This window comes from Halodesulfovibrio sp. (assembly GCF_015482765.1).
Classification (GTDB): domain Bacteria; phylum Desulfobacterota; class Desulfovibrionia; order Desulfovibrionales; family Desulfovibrionaceae; genus Halodesulfovibrio.
Map to the genome: position 1 here is coordinate 1 of NZ_JADMLB010000051.1, position 25989 is coordinate 25989.

The following is a 25989-nucleotide window of genomic DNA, read 5'->3' on the forward strand; positions in this document are numbered from 1 at the left end:
TGCCGTCGTATGATGGCATCATCAGGTGTTTGCCTGATGTGACCGGCCATAACAGTATTGAGACGATCACCTATAACAAGCGGATTCATCGCTGGTACAAGGAGATGCTGCTATGCCCATAGGATTGCTTACACTGCTTGGAGGCTGGAAGAATGCCATTGTGCTGGGAATTCTTCTCGTTGTTGGCTTGATTGCCTGCTACTACTGGAACGACTACCAGAACCTGCAAGAGACTCACAGGCAGCTCCAAGCAGATTACGACATTGCAGTCAGTATCAACAAAGCAAATGAGGAAACTCTACAACTGGCTCAGCGCCAACGTATTCGCGAGGAAGCCTTTACCAAGGCGCTAATCTTACGCAGAAACGAACGGGAGAAAACCCTCCATGACCAAATTACAATGCTCCAGTCTATCGAACGGCCTGAAGGCGATAGGCTTTGTCCTATTCATCCTGCTATTGAGCGTGCTATTACATGGCTGCGGCCGTCCACAGATACAGACGGTAGTAAAAGTTCAACACATCGTCCCCGTTCCCCCGACTAGCCTAACGCAGTGCCTAGATAAGCCCGTCCCTCCCCCCTTACCACTCGAGGGCGCCGAGGTCGGGCGGTTTATTTTAGAATACGACCATGCCTACGAGGACTGCAAAACAACCCTATCAAAATTTAAGGAATGGCTTGACGATGCACGAAAACGGTATGCTAACGCCGGAACCAAATGAGCTTTACGGCAAGGCCATAGACACCTTTGGCGAAGCGCACCAGCTCACCAAACATTCCTCTGAACTTGCAGAGTATGCAGGTCGCATCTCTCAGCTCTCATGCGACAAGCAACGCGGGATTGATCTGAATGAAACATTGAAGGAAGCAGCTGAAGAATATGTCGATGCGATGATTATTACCCATGCACAGTTCATAGAAATTTTGCGCAGATCAGGAAACTTGAACCAGTTCATGCAATACGTGAACGAGTACAAGCCGGTGGCTTTAGAAAAACTTCGTACAGAGTTATGTAACTGTAACGACGTTTAAGAAAATTTGTTCTTTTATTTAACGAAGCCTCGGATATAGTAGCCACACATATGCACGTAGGGGCATATCACTATGTTTTCGTTGGCCTCAATGCGTTCACGCAAATGGTTTGCGTGGGTTCACTACCCCTCTGCTGATGGGAGCAGAGCAATTGAGGTATCCCTTTTGGCCTCATTATCATTCTGTACAAATACCCTCCCCCCCCTAGTATTGTGTACAGCGCTGTAAAAAGAATTCTCCAGCAAAAGGATTCAACAGCATTCGGGACTGCTTCGGCAGTCCCTTTTTTGTGCTCAAACGTATTTCAACTTCATCGTATTATTTCTATGTCTACAGATGGTTACTGAACATAAGAAATGTGCGCACGATGTGCGAAAATATGTGCGAATTTCAAAAACTATAGCTAGTTTTAGGATAACTTGGGATGTGTTCAGTCAATGTAACTCCCTATTACTTAAGGCATTCTCTAGCTTGCCGACAACCCAATTACGACTCGAAATCGTGCTTGGGCTTAACCGTCCAACGAGGGTTCGAATCCCTCTCTCTCCGCCAACGAACCATAAATAAAGGGCTTTATCCGAGTGGATGAAGCCCTTTTCTGTATATTAAAAAGGTTCGATTCTCCTTCGCGGTTCGTTTTGTGGTTCGATTTTGTAAAAAAAGAGCTTCAATCTGTCAGATTGAAGCTCTTCATTTTTTTATACTCCCCCACCTATAAGACGGCAAAATGTTACCGCGGGTAGATACGTTCGATAAGAGTTAAAAAATATCTTCTTTAGAAACAACATTCAATTCTTTAACATTCTTAATTGTACGCTTAGCATCGTTTCGGGATTCCAGACCGTTTTTTTCGCTGTCTCGTATTTGGGTAAGCAACCCTATAGCCGCATCTTTTGCATACTTTTTGTTCTTCCTAAAAGAGTCCAGATAATGACCGCATGTTTTATGCCCCCCAACAACGTAATCAAGAACGTCTGTACCGCTACTGCCTGAGAATTTAGCAGTATAATTTCTTGAGAATGGCTTAAATGGAACGAACTCACCAGCGCCTGTTATAAAAAAGCCTTCTCGCTCAACAAATCCGCTCACCCTATAAGAACATCTTCTTGTATCTAATGGATGCTTCCATGATGAAGATTCGCCATCTTGTCTCATGTACGATTTCACTTTTGCAGTGTACTTGAACATAAAATAATCTTTTCTACCATTTTGGTACACCAACTCGTAATACTCTTGTACATTCTTAACAGATATTATCAAGTCTTCCCGTACGCCTGCATAGGCAGTTGTCGCCAGCAACACCAACATTAAAACTAAACACCTCTTCATCCCCCCTCCTTGGGTTTAAAAAGAAAACAATGTTAAGAAGTTAAAACATAGACTGCTGCATACCTCATTTTATATAAAAACATCAAGCAACATGTTGCAATTCTTAAGAAATATCTTCTTTCACGAGCCGTGTTACACAAGCTCTCCCCATGTCATCACTAATCCGCACTATTCGCGTGGAAAATTCTCTCTTCCATTTACCATCTTTTCTTTAACTTTGTACCGCATAGAAAGTAACCAATTGCCATGACTAAAAAGAATAGTACTACCATATTCAAGAGATATGACATCATTCTTTCTTGACAGAACAGACCTCCTGCTAAAAAGTTACAGAATGAACATGCCACTCTCCATCACTATTACATACTCCCTCTTACTCTTTGCTATCATCACCTTCTCTATGCATAAAAGAAAGGAAGGACTTGCACTTGTTATTCTTACATTAATCGTTGGAAGCATTTGGGGTGCAATCAGTCCTTTTTCCTCTTTGTTCGCTTTAGCAGGTTTTATTATTATAACGATGACTCACACAAAGCGAACAACCATGAACCTGACAATGCATATGGCGTTTATCGCATGGTGTGCCGCACTCTACTTTCATTGGATTCCGGGGTTCCACAACTGGCAGGTGCTGAAAGAAGTTTATGCAGGGCCCGAAAGCACGGCTTTCACCATGTATGCAAATCTGGACAAGCCCTTAATTTTCTGTGCGTTAAGTTTCGGTTGGGTGCAAGTATTCGGCAATCATCAGTCATTCCGACCTCGAATGCTGCTGCTCAGCGCCTCAGGGCTAGTCGGCATGCTCTTCTTAGCATGGGGACTTGGCGCAATTCGTCCAGAACCTACTCTGCCCGCTTGGTGGTGGATTTTTGCTTTAAACAACCTATTTCTCACTTGCACAACGGAAGAAGCCCTATTTAGGGGGTACCTCCAGCAAGGACTCTGTACTAAAGCGGGGCCTTGGCCAGCGATTGCCATAGCAAGCCTACTTTTTGGACTTTCCCACTATCATGGTGGTTCCTTGCTTATTGCATTCGCCAGCCTAGCTGGAATCTTCTACGGAATAGCTTTTCAATATAGCTCACGTCTTTGGGTTGCTATCCTATTTCATTTTTTATTCAATCTTAATCACTTACTTGTTTTTACGTACCCATCTGCCACCATGTAAAATCTCCATATACATCTCCCATCAAAAAAACAGTTGCAATCCGTTTCATAGTTCGTTAAGCGACGCAGTCTTTTCCAGTAAATTTGGTGTGACATCATCGATTGGAAAAACAACTTCGACAAATACTGCTGCACTTCGCGGCATAAAAATACATTTCGAGAAGATGTGCTATCAACATAGCCTTCTTGCTCATATTTCTATTTGAATGCGTAAAGGCATTACACAAGGAAGAACGGATGGAGATTTTCAGCTACTCTTTGGCGATGCTTGGCACAGTCGCCTTTGCTGTTACTGCGGTGCTTGCTTCCTCCAAACAGAGAATCTCTCTTTTTGGTGTATGCGTTGTCGGCATTATTACAGCCATTGGCGGGGGAACCATCAGAGATCTCATTCTTGATGTTCCTGTCTTCTGGGCAACCGACTTGAACTATATTTGGGTAGGTCTTGTTTCAAGCTTGCTCACCTTTGTTGCTACGCCGCTCTTTAAACGCAAATCGATTCTTGCACTGATGCTCTATATTGACGGACTCGGCGCCTCGCTGTTTGCTATACAAGCTATGGATAAGGTCTGGGAACTCCAGTTCGCCATGCCTGTAGGCCCAATACTGCTTGGTGTCATCACTGCTATCGGCGGCGGTGTAACCCGTGATGTCCTCACAGGCCGTCAGTCTCTTATTATGACACGTGAACTCTACGCAACACCCGTGGTCTTAGGTTGTATCGTTTTTTCCGCACTCGCCCACGCGTTTCCGGAACACCGTGCAACCCTCGGCACATTATGCATCCTCATAATCTTCGGCATCCGTTCTGCGGCAATTCACTGGAAACTCTCTGTTCCAGATTGGCTCATGACCAAAACAGCTGAGGAAGACGGCTTCTAACGCAGAACATGTGCTAGAGATGCACCATCTTACATTTCAAAAATCACCTACATCACCCCGTTGTAATAAAAGGCTTCTCTTTTACAGAGAAGCCTTTTTGTTTGTGCTCCCGCCGCAACACGTAAAAGCCCCATATAGTCAGAGCTGGCCAACTCCTTCCCGAAAATATCATTACATAATATCTGAACGGGACTACGATAATACTGCGTATACATATTGGCAGAGGCGACTTTTACACGTTCATTTTTTAACTGCACTCCTGTGCAAAGAGAGGAAAAAATGACAACAATCACAAAAGAACGCCCTCCAGGATTAAACGACCCCGGTATTGGTAAGGAGGTCGCTTTACACGTTGAAGACATAGAGCGTCTGAAAATTGCCAAAAAAGAAAAAGAGAATCTGACTGAGGAAGAAAGAAAGCAGGCTGGATTTGATTGCATTATTACCAAACACGGAATGTGCGGATTCGCAGGCAGCGGCTGTCATGACTACATACTCAACACAAACGCACATAAAAATCATACTGTCACCATCAACACAAACTGGCGGCAAGGCATTAAAGACGGATTCTACACTGATACCTATCAGGTTCCAGCAGGAGGAAAAGTTTTCCTCGGATGCACCAGAAGCGGACAGATCCCTGTGATGGAATATCATCGCTCCATTGTCGGTGAAGTGTAAGGAAGGTACTATGAGCGATCACAAAAAAAGCCCCCTACAACAGGGGGCTTAATCATTACATTACAGAAGCTTGTTCTGTGGTCTCAATCTATGCCTGAAACGTACAATGAAATCTAATACACTTCAAGTAATTTTGAGGTGTTATGCAAAACACCTTAGAATCAGCTAACCATCAGGGCTTGCGCCCCATCACAGGGCTTTGACTTCTGCATATCTAAAACATGAAATTTCGTGATCATTCACCATTCCCACAGCCTGCATATATGCATAGCAAATGGTTGGTCCCACAAATTTGAAGCCCCGCTTTTTAAGCCCTTTGCTCATTGCTTCAGATTCAGGAGTACTCACAGGCACCTCAGCAGAGGATGCCCACGCATTCTGCTTTGGTTTTCCGTCAACAAACGACCAGATATACGAATCAAAGCTGCCGAACTCTTTTTGTACTGCCAGAAAACATTTGGCATTTGAAATAGCGGCAGTAATCTTCAACTTGTGCCGCACAATTTCTGAATTATGCAATAATGCTTGAATCTTATTTTCTGAATATGCCGCAATACGACTTGCATCAAAATTATCAAATGCCCTGCGGTATCCTTCCCTTTTTTTCAAGATTGTACTCCAGCTTAAACCGGCCTGCGCACCTTCAAGAATCAACATTTCAAAAAGAAGACGATCATCGTGAACAGGCACTCCCCACTCCTTATCATGGTATGCAGCATCCAAAGCCGTAGTGTTCGCCCATTCACATCGGTTCATATCGTTCTCCTTAAAATAATAGTCCATTGTTGCTGCTACAATTCCAGATGCCACACCTTTTGTACAGAGCGAATGGCTGATACGTTACTTCATAACAAAAAAGGATGCTGGCATCATATCCAACATCCTTTACTCATTTCATCTTATTACCCTGAAACAGGCCGTTCACCTTCAATGCTTGTTGTTGCACCAGAGGAGCTCATGGAATGAGTTGCTTTCGTTACACTCCATGTACCGTTAATACCGGTTCGAAACCCATCAAGCACAATGCGAGACTCTGCCACCAACTCCGGTGTAAACGGCAATGACAGAGACAACGTCCATTTTCCCCTTTCATAAAATGCAAGACGCTGCTTTGCTGCTTGCAACGCTGTTTCTTTGTTCGAATAGACACCTTTTATGCGGTAAACAGGATCACCTTCACCAGCAACAACTTCAACATCTTTTGCGGCAGCAATATCCCGATACGTTGAAACAATCTTTTTAAACGCCCCACGTAACGATATTTTAGCAGAACCGCGCGTTACTTGCTCCTGAGATAAATGCACCACAGGCATTGGTTCGCCTCGAGAATTATACCCTGCTCCCCGTTCCACAAAAAGAATGGTACCGCCATTCACTTTGGCAATTGCATCATATTCTTTGGCGATACGAGTAAGCAAATGGATATCTGATTCATCCATCTGATCAATATGATCGAGCTTAATTAGGCCAAGCTTTTCAGAAACTGCCACTTCAAGCCGATGCTCAGTAGCAATAGAACATACCAGTTCTTTAAGGGTACAGGCTTTAAACGAGCGCTGCCGCTGTGACTGTAACGGCGAACATCCGGAAGAACTTCCTTCAAACGGAGCGGCGTTCGCAGAAATTGTCATGGTGTGGGGTGGAAAACTCAACCCTACTTCATCAACAATGTACTTTCCCATAGGGGTCAACGCGCCTTTATCACCCATTGCAACACAGAGTTCAGCTCCGGTTTGCGGCATAGCAATTCCCGGATCATTCAACGTAATGCTCAAGCTGTCCGATTGATATCCAGCCGCATCAGTAACTGTAATCTGAGCGCAATACTTTTGAAGAAGGCTTGTGATGTCATCATTATTGGCAGTAATCCGATAATCAAGCGCATATCCTACCATAAGCGAACCGCATCCTTAACTTCTACACGTTGAACTTCCGGAAGCAGCACCAACACACCAACCGGAAGAACTGCGCCACGCGATGCGAGACCTTTATTTGCAGCAAGCACTTGTTCAAGCGCTCCAGTCTGTCCGCCATAGTGCTTCCAGACAATCGCATCCAGAACATCACCCTGTTTTGTATAATATACTCCATTCACAGCTTATCCCCATAGTATTTCAGGTCCATTGTGAACTCAATTTTTCGCGGCAATCCAGATGCTCTAAATTCGCTGGATGTTTCCTTTACACTTGTAATGCACCAATAGCCTTTTATGGTTCCCGTACCGGAAATCAATAATAACGGCCTACCGGAACCAGCCAGCTTGCGCATCTCTTCAACCTGCTCAAGTCCACCACGAAAATACGGGAAAATCACACCGGACAAAGAAAGAGACGTTACGCCTGTTCCGGTAAACTGCAACACAGGACTACTTCCAATACGTGACTGTTCTGGCCAGTTGTAAGAGCTGCTGTGACTATAATTTTGATACGCCGCAGTATTGAGCGTAAACGTAAAGTCACCTAACTTCATCATCCCCTTACTATCTGCCACGCCAACATTTTTACTCGTCATACATAGCTCCGGAAGAAGAAGTCACAAACTTATCATGCACGTCATCTGCAATTTCTTTGGAATCTTGTCCTTCGCCTGCAGTAACGTTGATAGTTACATAGTTGGTTATCACCTGCTGTTTTGAGTCAGCTTTAGCGGGTAACGATTTTGGGGAAGAAGTTGCTGCAGCAAGTGAATAACTCTGTTTTGCTTCAACACCATTCCCCTGTTTGTCGACTCCTGCAATCGAAGTCTCATGCGGTGTCGCCTTTGTTGATGCTTTTACGCTGTCACCAAAGGAAGACTTCACCTTTTTTTGCTCTACAGAAGGTCGTGCCAATGTCTTCTCAGCACTCTTTCCAACAGGAGCTTCAGTCGCCGTTCTTTCTCTGTTATTTTTCTTTACCTTTTGCGGTTGCTCATCTTCATCATCACCAAAAATCGATGTGACGAGCTTACCGACCACTCCTCCTGTAAAAGCCTCTTTAAGCGCACCCCATTTCTCGCTCACCAGATCAATGGCCGCCCCAATCCCTCTAACGATGAGTCCTATAGGACTATAGGCAAAGACACGTCCAAGCACATTTAATCCTGCGACAAAATACTTCTTAAGAGAATCCCACTTTGCGTACACCGTCCCAATAGCTAGTGCGATTGCACCAATAGCCAGCCCAATAGGGTTGGTAATAAAGGCAACCCCGACCGTCTTAATCCCTGCAATAAGAGCAGGAAAAGCAGTCGTAATAATCGGTGCAACAGCTTGCCCTATGCTCCAAATGGTCTGGGCCATTTTGTAACCTGAAAACGCAAATTTGGCGGTCATTATTGCCCCGACAGCAGTCGCAACAACTCCAAATCCACCGAGGAAATCCACAACCTTCAAAATTGCAGAACCAACGTTTGTCAGCACACCAAGCAAGGTAAAAGCAAATTCACCGATTTTAGGTAACGCTTCACCGATCATCGCGCCAAATTTTTTAATATCTTCTCTATGCTCATTAAATAATGCACCAATCTTAGGAGCCAGCGTCGCTACGTACGGCTCAAGAGCCCCGCCGATAAGTCCTGAAAACTCTGCAGAAGCTGATGAAACAACTGAGTTGATACTTTTCATTGCTGTTGCGTACTTAACAGCACCTTGACGACCTTCTTCAGTTACAAGACTCTGCTTAGCCTGTTTCTCATAAACATCTTCTAAACTTTTACCCGTAGACTGAAGATAGCTAATTAATTGCGGGGCATTTCCTCCAAGTAACTGACTGGACAATGACTTAGCTTTATCAGCATCTCCCATTTTCATAAGAGCCGATGTAATTGTTTTCATCCGCTGCTCAGGAGATAACTTTTCTACCTCCTTGAGTGATAATCCAAGAGTATCAAGCGCACTACCAAATGAATTATCCTTCGGGGAAAGTTTAATACGCCCGAATTTATCATTCATTTCTTTAATTAGATTCCCAACGCCACCAGCCTTAAGTCCCGCTTTCGAAGCAATCCCCTCCCAGGTTTCCAAACCTTTCGCTGAGATCCCCAATGATTTCGCCAAGCGAGCTTGACTGGCAGTAATGGTATTTATATTGGAAATTTTCGCTCCAACAGTTGCCATGAAGCCAAGCCCTTTAGAGAACTTTTGCGCACCAACGGCTCCTGCTCTCAATGCATTTCCAATACCTTTAATACGCCTAGCACCACCAAGTTTACCTAGCCTGCTCCGTGTTACCTTTAAGCTGCTACTGAATTTTTTTTGTGATGCAGTACACTTTTTGGTTTCATGAACAAATGTTCTAACCCGATTTCCTGCCGTTTTTACCGCTTCACCAATCGAAGCCATATTCTTAGAAATCTGCCTCAATGAAGCGGCTTTTTTCGTTTCACTAACAAACGAGCTAAGCCGACTCCCTGCTTTTTTTACAGCTCTACCAATCGAAACAAATTCTTTTGTCGTTAATTTTATTGAGCCAGAAATTGACTGCACACCTAGTTGTGCCGTTCCTATGGAGTGCGTCATGCCGGAGGCTGACTTTCCTACCATACCTACAACATTGCCAAGTAGCCGCAAGCCATCTCCAGCTTCAACAACCTGTGCAGAGCCGTAATTAACTAAAGAAAGATCGACAGCCTGAATATTAGCAAGCGCGATATTCATATTAGTTAACTCAGTAGTTACTGCCTCCATAGCAGAACTAAATGAGGGCGCTACTGCGCCCCCGATTTCAAGCATTACTGCTTCTTTTTTAACTGTCATTTAGTCTCCCTACCTCATGTGTCCACATGGCAAGTTCCTCACACGACATTTCCATTATTTCGTTGTACCCCCAACCGGTAAAACGGGAGAGGTACAACGTATAATTACGCGCCACTTCAGGCGTTAGGATAAAAAATCCTGATATGCGGTATGGAACTGGTTGTAATCTGCGATCTCAAGTTCTTCCAGAACTGCAGTAGAAATTTCACAAAGATTAGAAAAAAGAGTCAGTTCCATTTCTTCTTTGTCTGCTGCTTTCTGAGCAATAATCTGATCGCGAACCTTAGGTGCACGCATGGTAAGCACTTTGTATTCATGACCGTCAACAGTAACCGGATATTTCAATGTAATCTGAGTAGTACGCATTATATTTACCCTTTTCAGGTTCAATGTTATAAATAAGGTTGATGATTTAGGCGCGGGGAAGAAGTCCGGTGCGAAGATAGCGCCACTATACAAACACCTGACTCCTCCCCAACCCTGTTACCTGTATTCTCGCCTTACAGGCACACGGCTACGCCAAAGAAGGAATTTACTTCGCGGAATTAAGACCAAGGTTTCCACGATGCTCAGCAAGCTGATCCCTGCCGTTAATAATGCGCTTCATGTTCAGCACATCAATTTCATGCACTTCTTTTTCATCCTGAATATATTTGTAGTAATGCAGGTTTACGGTGTAGACAGTTGAAGCTTCACCGCCTTCAGTCCATGCACTTGGAGCAATCTTTGTGATTCGTCCTGACATGTGTACTTTTACCGGAGTAACCTTGCCGTCAAAGCTTTCCAGACTGCCATAAACAGTCAGCTTTACGCCGCCGTTAGTCGTTACACCAAAGAGCTGAAGTGTCTCTTGGCACTGTTTTGTCGTTGTAAACGTTGCAACAAGTTCTTCCATACCTTTGTCTAAAGACACAGGGGCATCCATACCGCCAGCGCGGAACTGCTCAAGCTTAAGGCTCAGATCAGGAAGTTTTACTTCTTTAAGGTTACCGGCAAAGCCGACATTTTCTACAACCAGATTCGCACTCTTTAATACATTTTCTGCTACAGCCATTACTTAAATACCTCCTCAACGTAGCCATTAGTCATGCGGCTACGGAATGTCACACGTTCTGCAGTATAAGCCGGAGTAAAATCAAAATCGAAGTAGGTATGTCCCTGTTCAACTTCTGATGAGCTGTTGATTTCGCTATCAACCCAGCACTTGCCACCTAAAATAGCGCCTTTCTGTTCAAGGGTTCGCAGGAACTGGTTTACGGATTCCTGAACCGCATCAAAATACACTTTGCCCACTGGTCTATCCACAGCCCACATGTGTGCCTGCTGAATAGATTCATTAATCATGTCCGCGATACGTCGGGTAGAAAGGAACGACCATCGTGCATCGCTGGAAGTAGTTCTGTTACCCCACAGACGGTAGCCGTCTTCGCAAATAATGGTTGCAACTTTGTTTTCGTTAAGTACGTTCGCTTCACTTGCAGGATCACCCAGTTCAAACGGAACTGGACGCGCCACACCCGAAATACCCAAGATTTCCTTGTTAGATGGAGACCACCAGAAACCTTTCTCCGCATCAGTTCGGGCAATAACGCCGGCAACGCGTGCAGAAGCAGGTTCATCAGAGTAAACACCATCGCGATATACCGTCACAAACGGGTCAACAATGTATGTTCGAGGAGAACCGAACAGCTTTGCATCCTGCATTGCTACTTCAGAGTTGCTATTACAACCGTCTTTAATGACAATCGCATTCAGCTTATGTGCAATTGTTTCCAGCTCTGCTGCAACAGGGTTTTTAAGATACGTACCCAAGTTGTCCGGATCTTCATGACGCTGATGTGTAAAGCCAGATGCAACCAAAATCTTAGGTTTTACAGCGCACTTAGATTTTGCACCAAGAAATGCATGAACGCCTTTAAGACCTTCGTTTGAACTGCCACCAACAATATTAGTCATCGTCGCTTTTTCATCTGCACCTTCAGCAACTCGGACAACCACAACCAGACCATGATGCTGATCAAAAATAGCATCCATAGCATTCGGCAATGTACCTGCACGATTCCCCTTGGTATCAAGCTTTGCAGCCTTACGCGGGCTACCGTAAATCAACACCGGAGTATCAAGTGGAAACGCAGTTTCGTCTGCATCTGGAGCAGTACCGATAAGACCGATAACAGAAGAGCGTACAACCTTTACCGGACGGCCACCTTCATCAATTTCAATAGTCTCAACACCATGCAGAAAATCTGTACTCATTACTAATCCTTACGTATAAATGTTACCAAGTGGGAAGAGTTCCCCCTGCCCGTTTCAAAAAATTACATTGAGGCTGCTACAGAATGGTTGAAATATTCATCCCCCGCATAAAACACAGCCAGAAAATATTTCACAGCAAGCCATGCTCGAAGCGGCAACAGCCACTTACTTTTGCGAGAACAAATAAACACCATGTTTGCTAAAAAGAATAAGTCCGCCTTTTGCTTGTCCTCCCCTTCCTGATACATCCAATCATGAATATTACAGGCTTCAGAAATATCTGCTCCGGCAAGGGTATCGGGAACCAGCCTGCCAATAATGCCGTCCGGCCCGCAGCCGTTGCACACCCTCGATTTTAGAGCATCTGAAGCTTCCTTATAAGTTTGTGATGCCAGCAACTCCATTACGCACTCACCTCCGCCAATTCTGCCCGTAACGCCTGAGCCTGCTCTTCAAGCTCTACAAGACGCGCCTCATCTTCAGCAGTTGCAGTGCCGGCAACTTTCGCGCGCAATGGGCGAACTGAAGCAAGATCGTTTGCAGTAAGTTGCTGTTGAATTTCGGCTATACGTTGCTGTACTAGCTCTGTTTCGGTTGGCTCTGGTGATTTTGGTGGAGGGGTGAAAGTAATTGAGCCACCAGAGGTAACTTTCGTATTATATGGGGCAGCAAGATGTGCTTCATCACCGAAAATAGCCTGTTCTTTTTCGGTTAATTCTTCCCATCCATCGGTAAGCAGTTTTGATGCATCTTTGTTATTATCAACATTGATAACGCCAAGTTCTTTTTTTTTAAACAATCTCATATATTGCTCCTATTGGTAGGCATGAAGTTTGCTTACTGGGGAAGAAGTCAATGCTGACACACTAACAACCACTATTTGATCGCTTGGAATAAAGACCCCCGTAACCGGCCTAGGATAATTTGAAACATTACCAAAAACGATTGGTTGCCCTGTTTTTGGTAATATTCCAGAAACTAAAGATATAGTTGCATACCCAACGGGGCTTGCAGCATCCCCTTCAAGGAAGATCAAGAGGGGGCGTCCTATAGTAACACCTGTAATTGTCCATATACCAGTTGTAGATCTTGTACTTAAAAGGTGATCTACACGATTCAAATAATCAAGGTCACCCTTATCAACCTTATTCCCATTAATCGCTGCCACCTGCTGCGCTAACGCCAGCATATCCACATGAGCAGCATTTACAGGCACATCAAATGCTTTAATGCACGGCAAGACATAGGAGGTTTTCGGGCGATTTTCTTCGGCAGTTGGGACAACAAGACTTGAATCGAAACCTAATCGCTCTACGCCATGAGCTGAACTGTCTAATGAGCCACCATCAGGTGCAGAACGTCCATAAAATGCCCCTAATGGTGCTTCGTTACCTGCTGCTTTTGCTCTAAATGACCCTGTAATTCTTCGAATAGCATCGTCATCCCAAGAACCAGCCTCTTTACCAGCATGTGCAGCAGCAAAATAGCGGGTATAACACGGAAGAATAAACCATTCGCCGCCATCCCAGCAGTACTTACCGCACGTACCGTCTTGCGCTGCTGCCTCTGCATCCCATGCTGACTCAGTCCTGAGGTAGTCCCCGCCTTTCATCCACTCAAACAATTGCGGATACGCAGAGCAAAGAACCTTCTGCTTCACATTCACAGGAATTGTACCTGCCAATGCTTCGCCATTTGTTGAAAAACAAAGCTGACCAACAGGAACGCCGGCTATTGTTCCCCATGCTACACCACCGTCTGCCTGCTTAATAAGCACCTGCCCAGCTTCCCCACTATCAAGTGGTAACTCATGCGGGGTTGGGTCTTTTATATGATCAGAAAGATCCTGCTTAGTCGCCAAAACTAAAGACTGATCAACGGTAATTTCAATCAACTCAGAATTGCTCAACTGCAACTTCATCTGAACGCGAATTTCACGTCCGGAACCTTCGTTTAGCCCTGGTTTATACGTTTTGGGAAAACGACTAATCGCAATAAGGTCACCATCGCTATCAAAAATGCCGAGCTCTGTGATGGTGAATCCACCAACATCAACCGGAATAACCAAAGCAATGTTCACTCGGTTTGCGACATTTTCATCCAAAACAACCTCATTAATGGCCGCACGGTGCACTTCATGAGTCAGTGCCGTTGCATCCAAATCTAAAACGGGATTCTCACCATCCCCCAAAGCCATATGGGTCAATGTCAACTTTTGCCCTAACAGCGACGCGCTTGCTAACTTACTTAAGCCAACGCGAGTAATTTGCGGATAATACTTCTGTGCCATATCTATTTCCTGCTTTATGCACTTACCTGTTAAAGGAAGATATTCAGCTAGTCAGTTAACGCTGCAAGTTCTGCCTTTAGTTTTTTGGCTCGCTGATCCAGCGCAATGAGCTCTTCCTCTTCTTCCTTTGTTGCAGTACCAGCTACTTTTGCTCGTAACAGCCCAACAGAAGCAAGGTCATTAGCTGCAATCTTCTGCTGAACAGCATCAATACTCTCTAAAACAAGCTCCTCAGAAGTCGGTAACGCCAGTTCCGGCTTTTCAAAACTCGCCCCCTCCGGCAGTACTCCTTCAACTTCTGTAATTTCATGCTCCGAACCATCAGGCATGTAGTATTTAGTGCCGCGCATATCCTGAACATTTTCCCACACAGTCCCGTTCCATTTAGGATGCAATCCTTCACGGAAATCAGGTGCCTTTCGCGTTGCTGTTAACGGTCGAGCATTCTGAGGATTGGCATAGCCGGAATACGTGTAGTAGCCTTGCTTGTTAAAATAATGATTCTGCATTTACGCCTCCATCGGCGGAAGATAAATTGCCGGGGTAAAGCCATAGTTCTTTGGTCGAATTTCTCTTGCAGACTCTCTACCGTAAACAGGAGAAGAGCGAGAGGCATCAATAGAAAGAGTGCCACCATTAAGCGAGTAATGCCCACCTCCATATTGATCTAGTTTATACATACTTGTAGATGCCAATGCCCCACTATATGAAACTGAATTAGAGTTTGTTCGTATTGCATTTGGTTGCACAGACCCCACAATATTTGGCGCAGCATCTCCTTGAACACTGCCGACCTTTCTCGTTACGCCGTTAACAAAGCGAGAGAAATAGCCGTCACCATTTTCATCAAACAAATTCGGCAGAAATACATGCGTTGCGTTCTCTGTCACTCTATGTGCAGCTTTGTATGCTGCGCTCATTGAAAGAAGGGTTTTACCGGCTTGAGAGGTCTTCAACAGTCCTTCACCATTCGCTACATAATGATGTTCGGGCAATTCATTCGGGGGAAACGGCACACCATAGATATGCCCTGCCGGCAACATTGGTTTAGAAACAAGTAACGCCTGCACCTCCGCCTGAGTATAATACAACTCATTATGATCATGCGCTGTTGGCGGAAAGAGGTTTGGTTTTTCAATAACCTCTCCCCATTTAACAGGATGTTTTTCTGCTTCATGACGATGAATCTCCGCTCCTACAAACGAACGTGTCGCCATCACCGCAGACGGATCAACAGACAAGGTCACAGCATCAGGATTCTGTAGTTGCAGTTTCATCTGCACTCGAATCTCGCGTCCTGTCCCTTCATCCAACGCCGGTTTATAGGTAGCGGGAAACAGTCCCACTGCAATCAAATCACCATCAGAATCAAAAAGACCTAGTTCCGTAATATGAAAACCACCAATCTGAACTGGAATGACGAGAACAGCCAACACAGTGTTTTCAGAACTCTCATCCAAACGAATCTCGTTAATCTGAGCACGATACACTTCATGCTCAAGTTGCTTTGCATCAAGGTTGATACTCGACCCGCTACCATCACCAACTGCCATGTGCGTCAATGAAACTTGCTTATTCAGCAAAACAGCATTGGTAAGTTTTGCTAAGCCTACATGAGTAAGCTTTGGATAATATTTTTGTGACATTCAATCTCCTACCCAACAGTTTCATAAATTGTGTACCCACAATTCATGTTGTAGCAGCCACTGGTTTCCACAGCTTCCGGCATCAACGGTTCAATCGCCACCATTTCACCGGTCATTACGCATGCACCTGCATACCATTCGCCAGAAACAGCACCTGTCACGCTCAACTTCGACATATGAGAACGTGTGTTCTTAGTTCTCTCGACAACGTTGAGCAGACTATTCACCACCTCTTCAGAAACACCGCGACCATCAGCAGTAATTTCTAACTCATAGGTCCCTGCAACTGCGTTTGGTGTCTGCTCCCACCATTCAATAGTATTAATATTGTAACCAAGAGCATTAATGGCATCCTCTACTGCCCCTCGAGTGCCCTTTTTCTTATGAACAGCAATAGCCCGTGCCGTTACCTGCCGCTTTTGCTCTTCACTCCACTCTTCGTTCCATTCATCAACAGACCACTCATAGGCAAGCCACGGAAGCACCTGCACTGGACATGTCTGTGAATGACGAAGCGCATTGACAAGAACAGGCAATGAAAACGAACGAGCACAGGTCTTTTCTAACGCCCGCTCATACCTTGTTGCATTGGAGGGAAGTAGACTCATTTCTTACCTCCAGCCTCCAAAGTAATCTTTGTGCAATATGCGGCCTCATTCCCCTGTGTCATAATGTCCGCGGCAGGAGAGGAAATCTCTACGCGGGAAACACCAGCAATATGCAACGCCGCGTCAATACCTGATTTTGCAATGCACGTACCAAGACAATGGCTCTCTTCAACGTATCGTTCCAAATTTTTACGCGCTTCAGCGAGCACCTTTTCTGCGGACGGCCCCGGAAGAATGGTCAGCGCAGCGTTAACTTCATATTCCCGAACATTAGCGGGAAGCACTTTCAGTTGATCCGTAAAAGGTCGAACTTCCTTAGAAAAAACTTTGGAAACTGCATCCAAAAGCGCTTGATTGGGAGTGCCGTTACCTTCCTTTCCAAGGATATACAGCTCTACTTCCACTGGTGCCGGAGAGTGAGGATGTGCATCCTTAACTCCTACAACGGATAACGCGTGAAAGATGTACGCTCCTTCAGGACCTGCAGTGCTGAACCCTTCTGGTGCCATAACAATACGTTTTCGATACTCATCATCTGATTCGTATGCAGGCGGCCTAGGTGGATATGCATCCGGATCACCTGCATCTAATAATTTACGTTCCAATGGAATTGACGCTGCCAGGTGATCAAGATCTGTACCGGTAGCATATGCAACCAGCACGGCCTGAGCTGCCTCATTAATCCGCTGACGCAACAAGAGTTCCCTGTACGCATTTGCTTCAAAGATCTTGTAAACAGGATCAGAAGCTAATGGAGCCGTAAAATTCGGGTCCAGCTCTTCATGATACGCAATAAGCTCTTTAAGAATTTGCTCAACGCTCAGAGACTCAATGATCTCTGGAGGCGCGAGACGTGAAAGGTTGATCGCATTAAATGCACTCATTGTACTTCTACTCCCTCAAGCGTGATCTTTTTGCCATCCGGCAGGTATTCGCCTTCCAGATCCAGAGACAAAACCCCGTTCGTTGCAGAAGCAATACGCACGCTTGTCAGTTTGAAACGCGGCTCCCAGCGACTAAGCGCTTCAGCCGTTGCCGCGTAAAATTCAAGAGAAGTTTCAGCATTAACCGGCGCATCAATTAAAGACGGCAACTTGGAACCGTATTCCCGATTCAAAACACGGGTTCCGATTCGAGTTGACAGAATATCGACAATTGACTGTCGAAGATGCGCTATGCCGGAGAGTCGCTCTCCGTTTTTTTTATTAATACCGTTCATGAGTGCAAAATAGCGATATTCAAATTGTAATTCCAATGCAGTTTGTGACGTTTACATATTTTTTTAATTTTCTATTTTCACTTTGAATAAATATGAAACACTTCTGACTACAATTTTAAATCAAAAAAAGAACGACGCTGAAAAGTTACATCAACTTAACAGCGCCAAAATACTTCGCCACATTGCTATATTACTAAATGCTACATACAAATTTTATCTATATATGAACATCACTACTCTTAACTTGGTGAGCCAGTCCCTCCTTCCCTACAAGAATGAGCATGACTGTTTAAAGAAACTCGAGCCACGACATCATTATCCGTCGTAATTGAATCAGTTGCGTGCAATGAACCATTAAAGCGGGCGTTGCCCCCATTACTGCCGCCACCTTGAGACAAGGTACCGTTAATTGTCGTTTGTCCGTTCAGAACAATAGTACCTGCTGTAATTGTTACTGATGACCCTGCGGTCACCTCCACGGCACTCCCCGCAGAGGCAGAAATATTTTTTCCGGCTTCTGCTTGAATATCACCTGCCGCAATCACAGAGACATCTCCTTTGATGTCAGCAGTTAACACATGCGCCGCCCTGTCGTACTGTACAAAAGAACCATCTTTATAAACAGTCTTCTGAACATTCGGACTATGCTCCGGTGCCGGATACTTAGCCTGATTCAGCACCCCAACGATAATACCGCAGATCTGCCCCGGAGGAGTGATCACAAAAACCTGCTCCCCCACTTCCAAAGAATCATAGGTACGGTTTCCCGCTGCCCGTGTTGTAAGCCACGGCAAATAATCAGTAACAACTGAGCCGAACTCAACCCGAGCAGTGTTCGTGGTGTAGTCAACAGAATGAACCGTTCCGACACGGGCAAGGCAATTCAGCTGCCTGTTCATCTCTGCAATCTGAAAACTCATTATTCCTCCACAGGGTACACTTTTGTGTACTTATCCAGATGCTTCAAACCGATCTCCGGCGCCATAGAAAGAAACACCGTATCCGGCGTAACAAACTCTTCGCCATCTGATCTAATGCAGATAGAAACCTGAAATGTCAGCAACCAGGGAGATAATGACGCGAACTTAGGGAACGCGGTATCAACGCATGCTTTTACAAACCGTGCCCCCTGCATTGAAAGACCAAACCTGTTGCCATCAATAAATAACGCAAGCTTTGCGACAAGATCACGAATGGCTCGCTCTTTCCCTTCGCCTGTAGAACCACCAAACACCCGCGCCTCAAAATCTAACGTTACAAGAAGACGCTCCGCACCAGTATCAGCACTATGTGCGAACGACGGCATAGTCAGCAAAAAAGCCGGAACCGGACACGGAAAATCGCCGCTGTCTGGAAGCTCTGTGTAATCTTCAACCGTTACCAATTCAGGAAACGCTTCTTTCACAGCTGTAAGCACATGCGCATGCACATCTGAAACAGACACTGTCTGCCCACTGCTTTGACTCTGTACATCTTGAGTCATCATATCTTTTTCCATACTTCTGTTACCTCAGCACAAGCAGTCGTTAATAAAAAAGGCTACAGACACACAAAGCATGTCCATAGCCTTTCATCACCTGTGTATAGGCAGTAACTACATAGCAATGCAAAACACATCCAATGCAGTTTGTGACCTCCTACACATTTTATACAATCAATTCTTATGCATTACCTGAGGTATAATATCCATCAGACATAACAGCACGCTGAGAATGCATCCAACGGCTGTATACCATCTTTACTGCAGAAACAGTCATTCCAAGAGCCTCCGCAATATCTTGATACCGAAGCCCCTTCTGGCGCATTGCAATAATCTTCTTATTACGCTCCAGTTTAATTAGGCTTGAGCACCGTGGAATCGTCAACGGCTCTCCTGCATACTCACGGGCAAGCTTATACGCAGCCTGCTCACCAATGGTTTTTACCAACCAATGCGAAGAGTGCATATTATCCGGCCTTGGAACATAGAGACTCCGGCATCCCGTTTCCCGTTTCCCTTTCACTAGTTCCAACGTCTTTTCTACACCGATAACTTCTGCAATTTCCTGTGCTGTCGGTGGCAGCGCATCATTTTGAATCTGCATACGTACCTCTACTTACGTTCATCAACCATTTCTGCGACGACAGGAACACAGGGCTGCTGTGTTCCTGCACTATCAATCAACCGTCACGCCCGATACTGTTTTTTGAAAAGCGCCCCTTTCAAACACGTACCGCTTTCGATTGATCAACCGCATCCACCGGATTCCACGCCCACCGGTGAATCAGAACATACACACATAGCTACAATGCACAGTCAGTAACCATCCTGTCCGTGCACCATCAAAACTATGCGTGCCCTACAACCTGATGTACGGATTTCTTTCGTTCTCTGCGAACAACATCATCACTGATGTTCGCAGTCTGCCGCTGGAAATCATCAAACCCGGGAACCACGTATCCGGCAGCAGTAAGCCGCACTGCGGACTCGTATGCTTTCATGCCGAGACGAAGCCCGACAGAAATAAGTTTGATTGTTTCCTCTGCATGTACGTTCATAGACTTACCCCTTTACTTGTTTAATCAGGCACACGCGAAAAATGCGCTGTGCCGTCGCTAAGCCGCATCAACTCGGCTATACGTTTACAAGTAACAAAATCCTGATTTCAAATACACACACATGATATGGAACGTTCACTTTGTACATACTCAACACAATATTCTGCGCAATCGATACAGCAAAAAAATAGCTTCACTCTTCTTTGTTATTTTGCTGAATAACTAAGCAACAAGTACACTGCATCTTCAAAAATCATCTTGCCTGTTTGATACAATCAAAAGCCCAGCGCTAGGCTCGATTCTGCTATCAATAAGAAAACACTACTTTTCTCCAATTTGACTATTCACACAAAATACTTTTTATCCTATAACCCGTCCTCGCTATTGAATAGACATTCAGGAGAAAACCATGGGACTCTTTGACGCCATCCTCGGCAACGCCTCTGAAGTAGAAGCACACAAAATTACTAAAAAAATTGAACCTATTATGTTTGACGGCGAAGTCATTGAACGCGCTTTTAAAGTAGTGCGCGACATGTACGTTTTCACAAACGCCCGCCTCATTCTTATAGATAAACAGGGGATGACTGGTAAAAAAGTCAGCTACCTGACCATCCCGTACAAATCCATCAGCACATTCTCAGTTGAAACAGCGGGACATTTCGATATGGATTCTGAGCTCAGCCTTTGGGTTTCCGGCCGCAAAGAGCCTATTAAAAAAGAACTCGCAAAAGGCTGCGATATTGTGGGAATCCAAAAGACTCTTGCACGAAAAATACTGTCATAGCCATACAATGCAAACAAAAGCCCCGCAGTTGGAATTTTTCAACTGCGGGGCTTTTGTTGTATTTACACTTTAGCCGTTACAACACACTCTAAAGTTTTATTGTAATATTTTAACACAATGAACAACGTTCACACAAAACACTGCATAACACATCGAAAATACATTTACTTTTTCTAAAACTGTTTACGTCTCCTTAACCAGACATATGGTTATTATTCTTCATCAACACAGACACGGAATAGACACTGCACAACATACCTATTCATGATGCAATACCCCCTCTATTGCTTATGATATTGTGCATATTTTCAGACACACTACGCATTATGATGAAGGATTACAGGAGGAAAAATGTTTTCCTATGCTCGTTTGTGCATCACAGCACTTCTTATTGTCGCACTTACAGGTTGTGCATCTATTGTCAGCGAAAGCGAATACCCAGTCAATTTCACCAGCACAACAAACAACGTCAGCTTTGTCATCACTGATGCAGATGGCAAAGTTGTTTATCAGGGTATTCCACCTACCACCGTTACATTAAAAGCAGACAACGGTTACTTCTCAAAAGCAAAATACAGAGTAAAATGGACCTACGCCGACGGAAAGGTAAAAGAAACCATGCTCACGGCCAGCATAGACAGCTGGTACTTTGGTAACGCCTTCTTTTTAGCCGGCGGGTTGATCGGTGTGCTTATAGTCGACCCGCTTACCGGAGCCATGTGGAAACTACCTAAAGCATACAACGATACGTACGCAACAGTAGTGAAACAAGTTGAAGGAAACAAAAAAGAGCAACAAGTAAGCTTTGTAAACATTGAATCCATCCCGATGGAACAACGAAGCAAACTTGTGCCTGTAATGTAGAGGCTCCATTGTAAAAGCGCTCTGGCAACAGAGCGCTTTCTTTATATCATCATTTTCTATTAAACAGTCGGTTACCCACTCTGCTCTTCATCGATAACAAGCCCCTGCCGCTGAATCTCGTACCAGATGAACGGGGCATAGCGAGCGATCTCTGCATTCGTCAAAGCATCTTCCCGACTGCGGTCACTGTAACGCGCGTAATACTCCGCCCGTTCAATGTCATAAATTTCTTTATCCAGACTCAATGCATCCAAAATTTCGTACGCTTCATCTTCCTGCTCAAAAGTCAGATCTTCAGAAACCGCAATCATGCCGGTATCCAGCATCAGTTCAAAAGGATAAAAGTCCAGATCATAAGGGCAGGTCAATTTTTCCTGTCCGCGTGTGGAATTAACCCGCCTGTCGGCAAGCAGATAATTATCCCACTCATAGGCAAGCCATGCATCCTGCGCCTTCGGGACAAAATGCTCCACACTGCCTTCACGGTTTCCGGAACCGTCAACATCAGGATTTAAATAAACAGCAAGATACGCGCAGATATCGTGATAACTGGCATGCAGCATAGGAATAGCCCTGCTCCAGTACCGTCGCCACGAAAAATTTGCAGGAGGAGGATCGCCCTGTTTTACGCGGTGCCGTTCTAAAAACCGTCTCCCCGGTTGCCGAACCCGTTTATCAAAGTTGGCCGGTTCCGGAGCAAGAGTCACTGGAATCATAAATTCCAGCCTCGTTTCTCAGCACGGGTCAGCCAAAACGACCAGAACGGATCTGCCTGATGCAAGGCAGCAACCAGCTTTTTATGCACCTTACGCGCCTCTTCCTCACTCACCCTGTTGCGCACTGCAAGCCGTGCTTCTTTAATAGCTTCTTCCCGCTGTTCCGAAGAATCGGTCTCCAACCCGAATACAGGGCTGGTCAACCAAGCTGCGGATGATCCACGGCGTACCCATTCTTCTTTTTTCAGCTCTATCTCACACTTTTCCTTGTTCATATCGAAAGAGTACAAAGCATCCTGTGCTTCATCAAACAACGGATCAAGCGACGCAAGAACAAGCGGGGAATGAGTCGTACAGATAAGCTGTGTAGACACGTCATAGTCCGTAAGCAAATCCCCCATAACAGACTCAAGCGACTTCAAAATACTCCGCTGCCATTGCGGGTGCAGGTGAGATTCCACCTCATCCACCATGAGCACAATCTTTGTAGCCGGAGTCATTTTGTACTTTTGACACAACTCAATGTGCTCATTCCATGCCCATGTCATGGCATACAACAGCGATAAAATTTTACGGATTCCGGCAGAAGCATAGATCAACGGAGTTTCTTTGCCGAACTCAGATTTTATGGTCGGGAATTTACGGCTGTCATCAGCCTTTACTCTACGCAGACTGCCGATAGAGAACGGCTCACCCTTTGGAGAAAGATGACGCACACCGTTCTTTAAACATTCATATGCAAAGCTGCCTTCACGCTGCCAGTCCCCCCAGTCGGCAATCAGTCCGTTAAATTCCTGCCGACGGCGCTTCTGCACGCCGTTCCAAAGCTCTGCCTGTGAATAGATTCTGGTTGTCTGCTGCGTAAACGAGATACTTACATTCTCATAATGACGCGAACGCTCCTGCACCAAGGCTCTGGCAAATTCATCCGCCTGTGCCTTTACCGGATCATACATGGCAACTGTGCCGTCATACTTCATGTACAATACAATAGCACTGCTCGGAGAATTGCCTTCAATAATCGGGGTATCTTTGTTCGAGTTACAGCTCCACACCTGCCCGAGGCGCTGAAAAACGTACTGCTGGATCACAGCATCTTTGTTGATGGAATCAAACTGTCCCAAAATTGCAGGTTCAGGCTGATCAATGTTGTTGTAGGAAGCAGTAATAAGAGACTCCGGCATAGCCATTTCGCCCGCCCATTCTTTGGTGAGCATCCACCATGCCACATCCAGAACAAAACTCTTTCCCAAGCCATTGTCGCCCGTAAAAACGGTGAGCCTGTCTCCGAACTCTATTTCCAGATGCTCAGAAGGCCCGACGTTGTTCAACTCAAGAGTTTTGATCATTACTGTCTCCGTAAAAAAGTATATCCGGCGCAGATCGCGCTTATAAACCAGTTTGTTATGACTACTATAGTCCAGTTCATCATTTTTCTCCAGTCACGGAACAACAGGTTCCTGCACAAAACAATACCGCCAACACCTTTTCTGGGCTACGATAACAAGACACACAGTAATTTTATGCAACCTTAGGCACTCATGCAGGAAATCATATGGAAAACCTTACTCCACAAGAAGTTTTTGACCTGATAGCTCAAGATTTCGGAAGTCACATACGGCTTACAGAGGTGGATTACGCCCTGTGTGCCGAACGTACCAAGAAATTCAAAGAGCTGCCGCAAGAAGAACGACTGTGCGCTCATCTATGCTTCCTGCGCTATGAAGGACAATGCGGCGCACACAAAACAGGCAGGATCGCCTATCTTCTTAATCCGGATCACGAGGCAACGTTCGAAGTAACCCTGCGCGTTCACGTATGCATCAACGACCAAAGAACAACGCGCGAAGTGCTGCTCAGAGTACCGCCGGTAACAAAGCTGGGGCTGAGCTGCACAAAAACATTCACACGCCCCGAGGCAACGCTGTGCTTCACCATTCTTGAAGAAAAAATAGTGTAACAACTAACCAAAGCCCCCGAAACATACTGTAACGGGGGCTTTTTCTGTCGTTATCTCACCGGGCAGAACATCCGCCTACAGTGATATTGTATTCAAAATTATATTCGTTCAATCTGACGCGGCAATCCGGCTCGATCTCCGCGATTGCTTATGACATAGATGGATTTCCCGTACCGCGCATGCTGCCCGATATCAAAATGGAACCATGACATACCGCCGAATGCTTCAATACGCTGCATATACTCAAACTGAGGCGCATTGGCATTTTCAAGCATTTCATCCCAAATTTCATCCGGCGTTGTTTTACTGAACTTGCAGTCCATAGCACGAAACAACTTGTGTTCCGACAACGCAGCGCCTTCACAGCAATCAACAGGCCGCCATCCGGAAAAACGAAACATGTGTGCTGCGCCCTCTTTCCATTCTGCCTCAGTAAAACGATGCCAATTATTGATAACGCAGGAGCCGTAACGTTCACGCATTCTATCCAGTGTCACAAGAACACGATAATCAAACAGTCGAAACAGCGCGTTTTTATCCGAATGATAGGCAGAAACAAACGGTGCAGGAAGTAAAGCAGGCGGCGGCAACAGCTCGTCGATACTAAAATGTTGAGGAATATAGGTACTAGCCATTGTGTGCCTCCACAGCAAGTTTCCCGCCGACACAAGCTGCCAGCGTAACAATCGGTTTCTTCTGCTCTGCGTTGCCTGCCGCAAGCAATGCCTTTGCCTGTGCAGCATTTCCAACAAGCGCCACCCCTTCTTCGTGGCTATGAAAATGCGCCTCATTAGCAATGGCTGCGCGCCCCGCCAGTGTCCCTGCATAGGACACCCCCCGACGCGAAAAGCTTCCATACATTCTGCAAAAATCTTTTCTAAACCACATTTCGTCGTCAGCAGACACATTGCTGCACAATTTTACCCAGCCGCCGAAGCCATGTTCTACAACCGCTGCTGTAACAGCATCATCAAACACAACAGACTTCCACGCCCCCACTTTTTTCACTGCTTCCAGCACCTTCGATGCTTCCACTTCCCCTACATCGTCAGGGCTGCCCCCTATCAATTCATCCAGTTCAACAGGCTTAGGAAAAAAGCGACACCGCCTGATTGCATCATCAAAACCTTGTACAACCTCGGCTAGCGTGTACTTTCTCAGCGCTCGAAAATAGATTTTAGTTGTAAGCTCTTCCGCAGCAACGTTAAACAGCTGGCACAGCCCCAAAAAACGTTTCAAAAACTCGTCACGTTCTTCAATACAATTCCAATCCATACAC

General features: G+C 45.3%; 34 protein-coding genes. 8 read left to right on the top strand and 26 right to left on the bottom strand.

What is annotated here, in order from left to right; all coding sequences use genetic code 11:
• Positions 1-112 precede the first annotated feature (112 nt).
• The gene (locus tag QZY95_RS08245) at positions 113-544 is read left to right on the top strand and encodes a hypothetical protein (protein WP_290921978.1); all 432 of its coding nucleotides are present in this window, start codon (positions 113-115) and stop codon (positions 542-544) included.
• A gap of 140 nt (positions 545-684) precedes the next feature.
• Positions 685-1032, top strand: a complete 348-nt coding sequence (locus tag QZY95_RS08250; RefSeq protein WP_290921981.1) for a hypothetical protein — start codon at positions 685-687, stop codon at positions 1030-1032.
• Between the two features lie 759 nt (positions 1033-1791).
• Here the strand turns inward: QZY95_RS08250 and QZY95_RS08255 are convergent.
• Positions 1792-2361 (bottom strand): hypothetical protein, encoded by a 570-nt coding sequence (locus QZY95_RS08255; RefSeq protein ID WP_290921984.1) that lies wholly within the window; start codon positions 2359-2361, stop codon positions 1792-1794.
• 283 nt (positions 2362-2644) lie between these two features.
• On the opposite strand from QZY95_RS08255, the gene QZY95_RS08260 reads away from it, so the two are divergent.
• Positions 2645-3529 carry a CPBP family intramembrane glutamic endopeptidase gene (locus QZY95_RS08260; protein ID WP_290921987.1) on the top strand — a complete coding sequence of 295 codons (885 nt, stop codon included), beginning with the start codon at positions 2645-2647 and terminating at the stop codon, positions 3527-3529.
• A 236-nt stretch (positions 3530-3765) separates the two neighbouring features.
• Positions 3766-4410 (top strand): TRIC cation channel family protein, encoded by a 645-nt coding sequence (locus QZY95_RS08265; RefSeq protein WP_290921990.1) that lies wholly within the window; start codon positions 3766-3768, stop codon positions 4408-4410.
• 47 nt (positions 4411-4457) lie between these two features.
• Here the strand turns inward: QZY95_RS08265 and QZY95_RS08270 are convergent, their stop codons facing one another.
• Positions 4458-4703: a hypothetical protein gene (locus QZY95_RS08270; RefSeq protein WP_290921994.1), complete on the bottom strand. Its 246-nt coding sequence runs from the start codon at positions 4701-4703 to the stop codon at positions 4458-4460.
• Between QZY95_RS08270 and QZY95_RS08275 the strand changes: the two genes are divergently transcribed.
• Positions 4690-5091 (top strand): hypothetical protein, encoded by a 402-nt coding sequence (locus tag QZY95_RS08275; RefSeq protein ID WP_290921997.1) that lies wholly within the window; start codon positions 4690-4692, stop codon positions 5089-5091. The genes QZY95_RS08270 and QZY95_RS08275 overlap by 14 nt on opposite strands.
• Before the next feature lie 189 nt (positions 5092-5280).
• Here QZY95_RS08275 and QZY95_RS08280 read toward each other — a convergent pair whose 3' ends face one another.
• The 20 genes from QZY95_RS08280 to QZY95_RS08375 all read right to left on the bottom strand — a co-directional run bounded on the left by QZY95_RS08280 (position 5281) and on the right by QZY95_RS08375 (position 20383).
• Positions 5281-5847, bottom strand: coding sequence for a DNA-3-methyladenine glycosylase I (locus QZY95_RS08280; RefSeq protein ID WP_290922001.1), 567 nt, complete (start codon positions 5845-5847; stop codon positions 5281-5283).
• 146 nt (positions 5848-5993) lie between these two features.
• Positions 5994-6986, bottom strand: coding sequence for a contractile injection system protein, VgrG/Pvc8 family (locus QZY95_RS08285; RefSeq protein ID WP_290922004.1), 993 nt, complete (start codon positions 6984-6986; stop codon positions 5994-5996).
• On the bottom strand, positions 6980-7186 hold the full coding sequence (locus tag QZY95_RS08290) for a tail protein X (protein ID WP_290922007.1): 207 nt from the start codon (positions 7184-7186) through the stop codon (positions 6980-6982). The genes QZY95_RS08285 and QZY95_RS08290 overlap by 7 nt, the downstream gene beginning before the upstream one ends.
• Positions 7183-7602: a phage tail protein gene (locus QZY95_RS08295; protein ID WP_290922010.1), complete on the bottom strand. Its 420-nt coding sequence runs from the start codon at positions 7600-7602 to the stop codon at positions 7183-7185. Before QZY95_RS08295 ends, QZY95_RS08290 begins: the two co-directional genes overlap by 4 nt.
• The gene (locus QZY95_RS08300) at positions 7592-9826 is read right to left on the bottom strand and encodes a hypothetical protein (RefSeq protein WP_290922013.1); all 2235 of its coding nucleotides are present in this window, start codon (positions 9824-9826) and stop codon (positions 7592-7594) included. Before QZY95_RS08300 ends, QZY95_RS08295 begins: the two co-directional genes overlap by 11 nt.
• A 123-nt stretch (positions 9827-9949) precedes the next feature.
• Complete coding sequence (locus QZY95_RS08305; RefSeq protein ID WP_290922016.1) at positions 9950-10192, bottom strand: phage tail assembly protein; 243 nt, start codon at positions 10190-10192, stop codon at positions 9950-9952.
• A gap of 166 nt (positions 10193-10358) precedes the next feature.
• Positions 10359-10880, bottom strand: coding sequence for a phage major tail tube protein (locus tag QZY95_RS08310; RefSeq protein WP_290922019.1), 522 nt, complete (start codon positions 10878-10880; stop codon positions 10359-10361).
• The gene (locus QZY95_RS08315) at positions 10880-12082 is read right to left on the bottom strand and encodes a phage tail sheath C-terminal domain-containing protein (protein WP_290922022.1); all 1203 of its coding nucleotides are present in this window, start codon (positions 12080-12082) and stop codon (positions 10880-10882) included. Before QZY95_RS08315 ends, QZY95_RS08310 begins: the two co-directional genes overlap by 1 nt.
• Before the next feature lie 62 nt (positions 12083-12144).
• Complete coding sequence (locus tag QZY95_RS08320) at positions 12145-12486, bottom strand: hypothetical protein (protein WP_290922025.1); 342 nt, start codon at positions 12484-12486, stop codon at positions 12145-12147.
• Positions 12486-12887 carry a hypothetical protein gene (locus QZY95_RS08325; RefSeq protein ID WP_290922028.1) on the bottom strand — a complete coding sequence of 134 codons (402 nt, stop codon included), beginning with the start codon at positions 12885-12887 and terminating at the stop codon, positions 12486-12488. Before QZY95_RS08325 ends, QZY95_RS08320 begins: the two co-directional genes overlap by 1 nt.
• A gap of 9 nt (positions 12888-12896) precedes the next feature.
• Complete coding sequence (locus QZY95_RS08330; protein ID WP_290922031.1) at positions 12897-14372, bottom strand: phage tail protein; 1476 nt, start codon at positions 14370-14372, stop codon at positions 12897-12899.
• Between the two features lie 47 nt (positions 14373-14419).
• On the bottom strand, positions 14420-14881 hold the full coding sequence (locus QZY95_RS08335) for a hypothetical protein (protein ID WP_290922034.1): 462 nt from the start codon (positions 14879-14881) through the stop codon (positions 14420-14422).
• Positions 14882-16018 carry a phage tail protein gene (locus tag QZY95_RS08340; RefSeq protein ID WP_290922037.1) on the bottom strand — a complete coding sequence of 379 codons (1137 nt, stop codon included), beginning with the start codon at positions 16016-16018 and terminating at the stop codon, positions 14882-14884.
• An 8-nt stretch (positions 16019-16026) separates the two neighbouring features.
• Positions 16027-16626: a phage tail protein I gene (locus QZY95_RS08345; protein ID WP_290922041.1), complete on the bottom strand. Its 600-nt coding sequence runs from the start codon at positions 16624-16626 to the stop codon at positions 16027-16029.
• Complete coding sequence (locus QZY95_RS08350; RefSeq protein ID WP_290922046.1) at positions 16623-17510, bottom strand: baseplate J/gp47 family protein; 888 nt, start codon at positions 17508-17510, stop codon at positions 16623-16625. The genes QZY95_RS08345 and QZY95_RS08350 overlap by 4 nt, the downstream gene beginning before the upstream one ends.
• Complete coding sequence (locus QZY95_RS08355) at positions 17507-17881, bottom strand: GPW/gp25 family protein (RefSeq protein ID WP_290922047.1); 375 nt, start codon at positions 17879-17881, stop codon at positions 17507-17509. Before QZY95_RS08355 ends, QZY95_RS08350 begins: the two co-directional genes overlap by 4 nt.
• Before the next feature lie 203 nt (positions 17882-18084).
• Positions 18085-18765, bottom strand: coding sequence for a phage baseplate assembly protein V (locus QZY95_RS08360; protein ID WP_290922049.1), 681 nt, complete (start codon positions 18763-18765; stop codon positions 18085-18087).
• Positions 18765-19331: a hypothetical protein gene (locus QZY95_RS08365; RefSeq protein ID WP_290922052.1), complete on the bottom strand. Its 567-nt coding sequence runs from the start codon at positions 19329-19331 to the stop codon at positions 18765-18767. The genes QZY95_RS08360 and QZY95_RS08365 overlap by 1 nt, the downstream gene beginning before the upstream one ends.
• A gap of 175 nt (positions 19332-19506) precedes the next feature.
• Positions 19507-19929: a sigma factor-like helix-turn-helix DNA-binding protein gene (locus QZY95_RS08370; protein WP_290922054.1), complete on the bottom strand. Its 423-nt coding sequence runs from the start codon at positions 19927-19929 to the stop codon at positions 19507-19509.
• A 244-nt stretch (positions 19930-20173) separates the two neighbouring features.
• Positions 20174-20383 carry a hypothetical protein gene (locus tag QZY95_RS08375; RefSeq protein WP_290922058.1) on the bottom strand — a complete coding sequence of 70 codons (210 nt, stop codon included), beginning with the start codon at positions 20381-20383 and terminating at the stop codon, positions 20174-20176.
• Positions 20384-20792: 409 nt separating this feature from the next.
• Here QZY95_RS08375 and QZY95_RS08380 point away from each other — a divergent pair, with 409 nt between their 5' ends.
• Positions 20793-21170: a PH domain-containing protein gene (locus QZY95_RS08380; RefSeq protein WP_290922088.1), complete on the top strand. Its 378-nt coding sequence runs from the start codon at positions 20793-20795 to the stop codon at positions 21168-21170.
• Positions 21171-21521: 351 nt separating this feature from the next.
• Positions 21522-22034 (top strand): hypothetical protein, encoded by a 513-nt coding sequence (locus tag QZY95_RS08385; RefSeq protein WP_290922090.1) that lies wholly within the window; start codon positions 21522-21524, stop codon positions 22032-22034.
• Positions 22035-22105: 71 nt separating this feature from the next.
• On the opposite strand, the gene QZY95_RS08390 is transcribed toward QZY95_RS08385, so the two are convergent.
• Together QZY95_RS08390 and QZY95_RS08395 are read right to left on the bottom strand one after the other, a co-directional pair.
• Entirely contained in the window at positions 22106-22750 is a 645-nt protein-coding gene (locus QZY95_RS08390) for a hypothetical protein (protein ID WP_290922093.1), read from the bottom strand.
• On the bottom strand, positions 22747-24099 hold the full coding sequence (locus QZY95_RS08395) for an AAA family ATPase (RefSeq protein WP_290922096.1): 1353 nt from the start codon (positions 24097-24099) through the stop codon (positions 22747-22749). Before QZY95_RS08395 ends, QZY95_RS08390 begins: the two co-directional genes overlap by 4 nt.
• Before the next feature lie 206 nt (positions 24100-24305).
• Here QZY95_RS08395 and QZY95_RS08400 point away from each other — a divergent pair, with 206 nt between their 5' ends.
• Positions 24306-24710: a hypothetical protein gene (locus tag QZY95_RS08400; protein ID WP_290922099.1), complete on the top strand. Its 405-nt coding sequence runs from the start codon at positions 24306-24308 to the stop codon at positions 24708-24710.
• Between the two features lie 98 nt (positions 24711-24808).
• Here the strand turns inward: QZY95_RS08400 and QZY95_RS08405 are convergent, their stop codons facing one another.
• Together QZY95_RS08405 and QZY95_RS08410 are read right to left on the bottom strand one after the other, a co-directional pair.
• Entirely contained in the window at positions 24809-25345 is a 537-nt protein-coding gene (locus QZY95_RS08405) for a hypothetical protein (protein ID WP_290922101.1), read from the bottom strand.
• Positions 25338-25985 carry a DUF6475 domain-containing protein gene (locus tag QZY95_RS08410; RefSeq protein ID WP_290922103.1) on the bottom strand — a complete coding sequence of 216 codons (648 nt, stop codon included), beginning with the start codon at positions 25983-25985 and terminating at the stop codon, positions 25338-25340. The genes QZY95_RS08405 and QZY95_RS08410 overlap by 8 nt, the downstream gene beginning before the upstream one ends.
• Positions 25986-25989 lie beyond the last annotated feature (4 nt).